The sequence below is a fragment of the Novosphingobium lentum NBRC 107847 genome (genome assembly GCF_001590965.1).
Lineage (GTDB): Bacteria > Pseudomonadota > Alphaproteobacteria > Sphingomonadales > Sphingomonadaceae > Novosphingobium > Novosphingobium lentum.
In genome coordinates this window covers 192,036-200,242 of the sequence record NZ_BCTW01000009.1, presented here as the reverse complement: position 1 = coordinate 200,242, position 8,207 = coordinate 192,036, and the positions used below count along the sequence as shown (strand labels likewise).

Genomic DNA, 8,207 nt, shown 5'->3' with positions numbered 1-8,207 from the left:
AGGCGCGGCATCGTGCTGGCCTGTCGGTCAATCGAGAGCTTATCCTCCTCTATTGGACCATCGGCCGCGACATCCTGGGTCGGCAGGAGCGCGAGGGTTGGGGCACCAAGGTCATCGACCGGCTGGCCGAGGATCTTGGTCGGGCCTTCCCCGAGATGACCGGGCTCTCGGCTCGAAATCTGAAATATATGCGGGCTTTCGCCGAGGCCTGGCCCGACGACGAGTTTGTGCAACAGGTCGTTGCACTATTGCCCTGGGGTCATAACGTGCGCCTCCTCGATGCCGTCAAAACACATGAGGAGCGTGCCTGGTATGCGCGACAGGCGATTGAGCACGGATGGAGCCGCAATGTCCTGGTACACCAGATTGGCAGCAATCTGTTTGCCCGTCAGGGCAGCGCGCTGACGAATTTCTCACGCACTCTGCCAGCCGAGCAGTCGGAACTCGCTCAGCAAATCCTCAAAGACCCCTACACGTTCGACTTCCTGGCGCTCGGCCCAGAAATGTTGGAGCGCGATCTTGAGCGCGGGCTGATTGAACATCTCCGATCGCTGATTCTGGAACTTGGCAAAGGCTTCGCCTTCGTCGGCAGCCAGTACCATCTCGAGGTCGGGGGCCAAGATTACTATCTCGATCTGCTGTTCTATCACCTGCGCCTGCGGTGTTTCGTGGTGATCGAGCTGAAAATCGAGGACTTCAAACCAGAATTCGCTGGCAAGATGAATTTCTATCTGTCGGCCGTCGATGATCAGCTTCGCCACCCGGACGACGCGCCAACCATCGGCATCATCCTGTGCAAGGGGCGCAACGAGGTGATCGTGGAGTACGCGCTTCGCGACTCCAGCAAGCCCATGGGCGTCGCCCAATACCATCTGTCGCAGGCCCTTCCTTCACAATTGGAGCGGGATCTTCCGACGATCGAGGAGTTCGCACGCGAGTTTCCGCTCATGTCAGTGGTCAAACTCCGCATCGAGATTGAGCGTGCGCTTCGTGACCTCGCTGCAGCGAGGGGGATTCTCGCGACCCGCCCGGTCGGCATCATGAACATGCTGCGCGACTTGCAGCGGCAGGGATTGGCTCCCGCCAGCACCGAGCAGATGCTTGGTTCCCTACGGGTCATGAACGAGGCTTCACACGGCGTGGACGTCGATGCAGAAGCAGCAAAGCGGGCGGTCGCGATCGGCACGGTTTTCCTAGCCGAACTGAGGACTGTAGGCAGCGATGACTGAGGCGTGAGGTTGTAGAAAGCGTTGAGCGATTTCAGGAGTTTCATGGCAAGCGACGCTGGCGCATCCGCCCGATACCAATCACGGCGCGAACGACGCATCCATATCAACATCGACGACATCGAGCCGCAGTCGAAGAAGATGTCAGCCGCGGATCGCGCGGCTTTTCAAGCAGCGGTCGCCGAACAGCTCACCTCGATCAAGCGCAGCACCTTCAGAGGCGACGTTGCACTCCAGCTGGACCTCGCCACAGCCAGCAAGTCCCCTCCGCACGCGCATACGATCGCCAAGAACATTCTGGACCTCCTCGGCCAGCGGATGGATGGCGTAGATTGGCCGAAGAAGAGCCTCCTGTACGCCGACGACAGCCAGATCCAGGCGCTGTCGGTGCTGTGTCGCCACGGCGAAGACCGTCCCAACATTCGCATCGAAGCCAGGCCCTTCACCGCTATGCTCGACGATCTAGAACTCGCGGCAAAGGCTCTGCAGGCTGCCGAGACCATGCAGTCCTACTATGAGCGAGAGCGCGAAGGTGAGTGGATCGATACGTTCCGGGATCTCGTTCGAGACGAAAAAGGCCAGCGCAAAGCGCTGGGCGACAAAATGTACGAAGCGTATCGAGAGATGGTCCGCTGGAGCGCGCAACGCGCGCTCCTCGGTCGCAGCGGCGTCGACATCGCTGTCCTTGGCTGGATGTACGGACTTCCGCGAGGCCTTCCCACCGGGCTCGACAAAACCATGTGGTCCAGTTTGGTCGGCGACTCGAAGCTGCGGCTTCAGGTCGGCGAGCTCCCGATCGTAGCCGGCGGATCGTCGGCCTTCAGGCAGACGGTGGCGGCTGAAATCGCCGCCTTCAAAAAACGCTGGGACTGGATCATTAGCCCGTTAGTGGTCGCTGTTGCGCTCGAAGTCGTCGTTCGACCCAACCCCAAGACCCCGCCAGCGGTCCTGCATGACCTCGATAATATCGTTCGGGACTATCTGATACCCGGTATCGTCCCGGCCTTCGGCACGGTCTCCGACCACCGATGGACAATCGACTTCGCCGAACTACGCGCCCGCGACCCGAAGCTCGCCGACGCATGGGGGCCAACCCCGACACCGCCGGCCGGAACGAGAAATGGCGTCACGCGGTACGAAGTCTGGCGCTTGCCGGCAGTCGAGGGCGAACCGGGCTTCGTCAGCGTCGCCCTCGTCGCTGACATCGACGCCAAGGGCGATTTGATGCGGCAGATGGACGATCAGATCAGCGAGTGGCGAGACAATCTGTCGAACGATGGCCGGCCTTCCTGGCGACGTCGGCGGCGCCGATAGCCGCGAGCTCTAGCGCTCCAACCTGACCCGAAGTCTGCGAGCGCGCTCTTGAAACGCGCCTTCGCCGCCTTCCAAGATGTTGCACACCGCTTCCCTAATCGAGGCACTTTCGAGACCGCCAGACGTGTAGGTGATCGGAGGCAGCGCGCCGTGCGGATGCGGACCAGACTCAGCGATAATGATCTGGTCTGCGTCGGTATTGATCACCAGGTTGGCATTGTGCGTCACCATGATCACCTGACGGTGCGCCTTGGCGTCCACAAACAAATGGACCAGCTCGTCGAACACTGACTTCGGGTCGAGATTCTCTTCCGGCTGATCAATCACGAGCGGGCGATCATCGCTGTCGTCGAGGGCCAGATACAGCAGCAATAGGACGATCCCGCGCGTGCCAGGCGACAACTTCCGAATGTCGACGCCGTCATAGTCGATGCCGTACCGGATCGAGATATGGTCCGTGCTGAACAGCCACTGCGCAAAGCGCTTCGACCATGCACGGAACTCGGCTTGGTCGGTGTGAGCGACCGGCGAGTGCTCGAGCAAATCCTTTTGGTAGAGCCGGCGGAACTCCGCCATCGCTGTACGCACAGCGGCGGAATCGCCGGTCTCCCACCCGGCTTTCAGGACGTCGTTCGCCTTTTGAAGCAGAGTGCCCTTGCCCCTGAACGAGCCGCCCTTGCGCAGATCGATGAGCCCATCTTCGGCTTCTGACGCCCACTGCTCGACATTCGCGATCCGGGCGACCGAGAATGATAGCTTCTTCAGCGTGCCGGACGACGCGGCCAGCCTCGCCATCAGCGGCGCGTATAATTCTTCAAGAACGGACTGCTCGGCGACCAGGGCATCGAACGCTCTGCCGTAGGCTTCCTCGCGCTCGGTTTGCAGATCGCGCGCCCGGTCCTTGGCGCCCTGCGCGTCCTTCAGCTTATCGGTGAGGGTCTGAAGGGCCGCCGTCTCGGTCGCGATGCTGCCGGATAGAGCAGTGTACCGCTTCTGAGTTTCCTTGTCGGCGCTTACCAGCTTCTCCAGTCGGCTCATTTCCGCGTCAAGGACGGCCTGGGACAAGGCCGCGAGGTCAGTATCATCCGCGAAAAAGGGCATGTTCGGGTCGCCGGCGGGCGGCGCAATGCCCTTGAGTTCGGCAATCTTGCCGTCCACCCATTTCACATAGTCAACGAGGTTGTCGTCTACCTTGCCCTTGTAATCCAGCAGAAACGCCGCCCACTGCTCGTCCGACATGCCGCTGTTCGGATGGCGGGTCTGGGCTTGCCGAAGCGTCTCGGGAGCCTGATTTCGTCGCAGGTCCCTCACTTCATCCTGCATCGCCAGGAAAGTCTGACGCTGGCCTGTGAACCGGCGCAGCTTCGCGCGCACCTGGTTCGCCGCCCCTGCCAGAGCCGTATGCCGCTGCGCGCGCAACTCGCTTCCGGCCGAGACCAGCTTGGCGCGGTCGGCCGTGTAAGCGTCGATCAGCTTTTTCTTTTGCGCCACCTGACCTTCGTAGGTCGCAACGAGCTTTTCCTTCTCAAGTTCGGTGCTGATCCGATCGGAGATTTGCGAGACAGCCTCAGCCTCACGCTCGCGCGCAAGGCGATGCCGCGTCGCCCGCTGCTCCAGCAGCTCCTCGAAATTCAGCGCGCCGTCGCGTTCCTCGTCAGGATGGGCTTCGAAGATCACGCGCTCGATCTCGCGAAGCAGGCCATCGGTCAGACCGCTTGACGAGCAAAGCTCCTCGACAAACTGTTGCGAGAGATAGCGCACGCGTTCGTAGGCAAACGGCCCATTGGCGTCCGAACCGTCGAGAGACCGAACACTCGGCTCACCCGCCGCCCAGCTCACCTTCACCTTGCCTTCGCCGATCAACGGGCGGGCCCGGACCAGGAAGGAAGGGTTGGCCCATTCGTCGGCATGCCAAGATTCGTCGGTGATCGAATCGCACCCCGCCGCGATCATGTCGGCCAATGCGGTCTTGCCGGACCCTCGGGCGCCGATGATCGCCACCAGGCCAGGGTTGAGCGGGATAACTGGTGTAGCCGCCCACGGCGAGTCGAGGATTTCGATCTTCGCGATCACCTGCGATGGCGTGGCCGACGCCGGCGGCTCCGCGCCGACATGCGCCCGACCGCCGGGATCGATGCAGGACTGGCGCAACGCGTCAAACTCTAGCGCACCCTTGATCCATGAGAAGCGATCGCCGAACGGGGTGGCGACGTCTTCCAGTTTATGAGCGTCGCTGCCGTGCAGGCAGGGCTTAAGGCCACCGTATCGAGTCCGTATCTCTGCAGGTGTCAGATCACGTTTGCCGAGCCAGAACTCCCGCTGCGCCTCGCTGCTCGCGAAGATCACATGGGCAAATCCCTCAATCTCGCGCCGAAGTGTCTGATCAGCGGCTTCCCGCACGCCCGACGTGCCGTCGTTTGCGCCGCCGGCCACCCCGATCAGGATGTTCTTCTTTGCCCACCCGCTTTCAGAAAAAACCTCCCGCAGCTTCTGGAAATTCACCTTGAATTGGTTTGCCCCGTAAGACAGCGCCGCTCGATCATCGGTGATGTTCGGATCGGCCTTTTTGCCGAGGCGAATGAGGTCTTCCTTTGTGCAGTCGAAGCGATCTTGCATGACGTTGAACTGCAGACGCGACAGCAGTCGCCGCAGCTCTTCAACATGGTTCGGATCTTCGGGGCTCACGAAGAGGTGCAGATTGACGAAACCGCCCTTGGCGGTCGCCACATCCAGCCTCACCTCGACATTCGGGAAGACGAGCTTGGCGCGCGGCAGGCGGCCGGCGCTTCTGCGGCGAAGCACCTCCTCGTAGGTGTCCGTGACATAATAGTCGGTGACCGCGATCGCCTCGATCGTCGGCGTCGCCTGTTCAAGCGCCGTCAGATAATCTTCCCACGCCGTGGGTCCGCTAAACTGGTTGTTCATGGCCGTCCCCGGCGCATGAATATGCGGCTCCCACCGCCGCCACTCTGATCCCCGACTCAGCATTTCCCCCGAACCTTTCTTCTTACTTGGCCGCGCTTGTAGCGCGCTCGGCGCCTTGCGGCGACTTCACGTTCATGACTTCGCCACGACTGCTGACCAAGGCGATCTCGATCCCAGCCAAGGCGCATCGGGGCGCCAGGCGCTCTGCCAAGCGCAAAGTGCTGCGCGTCAAGGGGACGACCGCAACCTGTCGGCCCTGTGACGGTGTCGCCATGAGCATTCCGACCGTCTCGCAAAGGCCCTTGTAGAGCCGTGACACCTGGCCGGAATGCTTGGTGTTGATGATGCCGCCCTTGCATTCGGCCGAGATGACATGATCGCCGACCTCGGCCACGACATCGCCCAGGCCCGATCTCGGATTGACAGTAATCGTCTGCCCGGCGGCGTTCTCGTATCCGCCGCCATAAGCAGTGGTGCCTATCGTCGAAATCTTCCGGAACTGGCGGCGCTCCAACCAGCCAGAAAAGTCAAATTGCTTGCCGTGCTCGCCATCAGGGTGGATTCGAACGTGCTGCGCACCTTCCGTGCGGAGTAGATGCATTGCATAGGCAATCATCACCGCGCCCTCGTAGAGATGGTGTTCGTGATCGCCATCGGACTTGCCGACGCGATTGCGCGGCGGCGCAAGTGCCGTAACGAGATCCTCAAAATCCAAAGCCCAGCCCTCCCGTGAACCCAGTTAGGGATCTATCCGACGCCCATTGACAGGCAGTTATAACCGGCCATATTTGCCCGGTAAAGGAGGGCTGTCATGTTTGCCTATAATCCCGAAAAATTCGCGTCGCTCTATGAGACCGAACTGGGTCAACGCGTATGGGCGTTCCTGACCCAACCCGAGAATATCGCTCGGCTAGAAACCGCCTCGCAGCTCAGCAAGCCGGCGGTCGAGGGTATCGAGGAACAGCTCCTCGCCGAATTTCGTGAGGACGTCCTCGTCGATCGCGTCAAGCAGATGGTCGGCCACATGGTCCGCCAGATTCTGGAGCAGCGCGACTGGGTCCTCGATCAGACCGACGTGAAAGTGCAGTCGGTGCCGTTCAGCAAGGCCGCGCGCTATCGTCGGCCCGACTGGATCACCTTCCACGCGTTCCGCAACGCCAGCGACCCGCGCGATGTCGTCCTCACCGATCGTCGTCAGAACGCGCCGCTCCCGGCCGACGCGCGATGGTCCTATTACGCGACCTTCGCCAGCCCGTTGAAGGCGGCCGTAGCCTTTGGCGTTCGCGATATCCGTCAACTTCGCCAACATGTGCATGCGCACGGCTATCAGCGGGTGCGCATCGAGCGGATGCTGCGACGTGCATAATGTTCATGGCAGATTGCTCACACATCACGCTTAGGCGGGCCTGATGGCGGCAAGTACTTCGCTGATCGCTGCAGTCGAAGCCCTGTGGCGGATCCCGCGACCAGGGCCAGACAACCTTTTGGCCGCTCCAAGCTTCGTCGCGCTGAGCGAACTGTGCCAATCAGAATATGGCGGTGGGAAGCCGGTTTGGGCGCTTAGCACGGCGCTGCGTTCCCTAGGGCTCCCCTGTCATCTCCCAGAAAACGGTGCTCCCCTAAGCCTTGACCCCGTGAACGCAGCGAACGCGATCGACGAGGCCTACAAGCGCAAGACCACCTTCCGGCGTCATCTGTGCCCGCTCGACCTTGCAGACGACTTACCGATGATGAGCTTCGGCAGCGCCCGCGTCGCAGAATTCAGCGCCGACGACCTGGCGGCCTTGTTCGACGCGCCGCGCCTTGCCCGCAACTTTCACAACCAGCCTTTCGATGTAAAGCGGCTGGCACAATTCCACTGGCTGGTTGTCGAGGAAGAGATCGAACTCGATCCTCGGCCCGAGGCGCGCGCCTCCCCGTTCATGTACATGACGTTCGACCGGGACTTCGGCGAGATCGATCCGCATCTCGGACGGTTCCCGCCGGTGGTCGAAGCTGCGCTTTTCTTCTTGTTGCTGGCGCCATGGGAGACGTGGTCGACGATGCAGGAAGTCGACTGGAGAGGCTTCCGGGTGCCGTGGATTCATACAGTCGACGATGACTTGTTCATTCGGCCGTCGCCGCCCCCCAGCGCGGATAGCCTCAGCCTCGAGCCTTGGATTGTCCAGGACCATTGGGGCGAAGACGTCGAGCTTGAACGGCCGACCGCCTTGCGCCTCGACGACGACGCCGCGTCGGGACTCGCCCTGTTTACCGATGGCGCGTGGCGTGAACTGGAAGCTGCAAGGGCGACCGGCCTCTTCGAGACGCCGGTCGCGCATTTCCTCGTTCGTGCCTTCCTCGCAGATGGCATGGATGAGGTCATGGCGCACATGACCGCAATCGAAGCCGCGGTCGGCCTAGAGATGGATCACAAGAAGTGGCTCCGCCCGAAGCCCGATCCCCACAAGAAGGTGTCGTCCGCGACGGACAGGGTCGCCGCGCGCATTGCCGCCGTTCTGAACGATCGCGCGAGCGTTGAGGCCTACAAAGACCTTTTCGAATTACGCAGCACCTTCGTTCATGGACGTTCTGGACTCCAGAAGGTCTCCACAGCGCAGCGCGTCATGGCGCGGAGTCTGGCGCGCGGTGTTGCGAGGGGGCTGGTCAATGTCGCCTTGCAGGGAGCCCGCCCGCGCACGGACGTAATGAGCGATCTCCTCGATCGCGGCGTGCAATATCTGTAGACTCGACCCTCCTACC

At 61.6% G+C, this 8,207-nt stretch carries 6 protein-coding genes; 4 read left to right on the top strand and 2 right to left on the bottom strand.

Going from position 1 to position 8,207, the window contains the following annotated elements; all coding sequences use genetic code 11:
* A partial coding sequence (locus NL2_RS10220) for a PDDEXK nuclease domain-containing protein (protein WP_068074358.1) occupies positions 1 to 1,229 on the top strand: 1,229 nt, incomplete at its 5' end.
* Positions 1,230 to 1,271: 42 nt separating this feature from the next.
* On the top strand, positions 1,272 to 2,540 hold the full coding sequence (locus NL2_RS10215) for an endodeoxyribonuclease RusA (RefSeq protein WP_068074356.1): 1,269 nt from the start codon (positions 1,272 to 1,274) through the stop codon (positions 2,538 to 2,540).
* A 9-nt stretch (positions 2,541 to 2,549) separates the two neighbouring features.
* On the opposite strand, the gene NL2_RS10210 is transcribed toward NL2_RS10215, so the two are convergent.
* Both NL2_RS10210 and NL2_RS10205 read right to left on the bottom strand, forming a co-directional pair.
* The gene (locus NL2_RS10210; RefSeq protein WP_068074354.1) at positions 2,550 to 5,528 is read right to left on the bottom strand and encodes a TrlF family AAA-like ATPase; all 2,979 of its coding nucleotides are present in this window, start codon (positions 5,526 to 5,528) and stop codon (positions 2,550 to 2,552) included.
* Positions 5,529 to 5,547: 19 nt separating this feature from the next.
* On the bottom strand, positions 5,548 to 6,180 hold the full coding sequence (locus tag NL2_RS10205) for a hypothetical protein (protein WP_068074352.1): 633 nt from the start codon (positions 6,178 to 6,180) through the stop codon (positions 5,548 to 5,550).
* Between the two features lie 96 nt (positions 6,181 to 6,276).
* Between NL2_RS10205 and NL2_RS10200 the strand changes: the two genes are divergently transcribed.
* Both NL2_RS10200 and NL2_RS10195 read left to right on the top strand, forming a co-directional pair.
* Positions 6,277 to 6,831 (top strand): hypothetical protein, encoded by a 555-nt coding sequence (locus NL2_RS10200; protein ID WP_068074350.1) that lies wholly within the window; start codon positions 6,277 to 6,279, stop codon positions 6,829 to 6,831.
* Positions 6,832 to 7,099: 268 nt separating this feature from the next.
* Positions 7,100 to 8,191 (top strand): hypothetical protein, encoded by a 1,092-nt coding sequence (locus tag NL2_RS10195; protein ID WP_245647646.1) that lies wholly within the window; start codon positions 7,100 to 7,102, stop codon positions 8,189 to 8,191.
* Positions 8,192 to 8,207 lie beyond the last annotated feature (16 nt).

Excerpts from the sequence above, each read along its gene's own strand:
- NL2_RS10215 (WP_068074356.1), top strand. The coding sequence starts at position 1,272 with ATGGCAAGCGACGCTGGCGCATCCGCCCGATACCAATCACGGCGCGAA.
- NL2_RS10210 (WP_068074354.1), bottom strand. The coding sequence starts at position 5,528 with ATGCTGAGTCGGGGATCAGAGTGGCGGCGGTGGGAGCCGCATATTCAT.
- NL2_RS10200 (WP_068074350.1), top strand. The coding sequence starts at position 6,277 with ATGTTTGCCTATAATCCCGAAAAATTCGCGTCGCTCTATGAGACCGAA.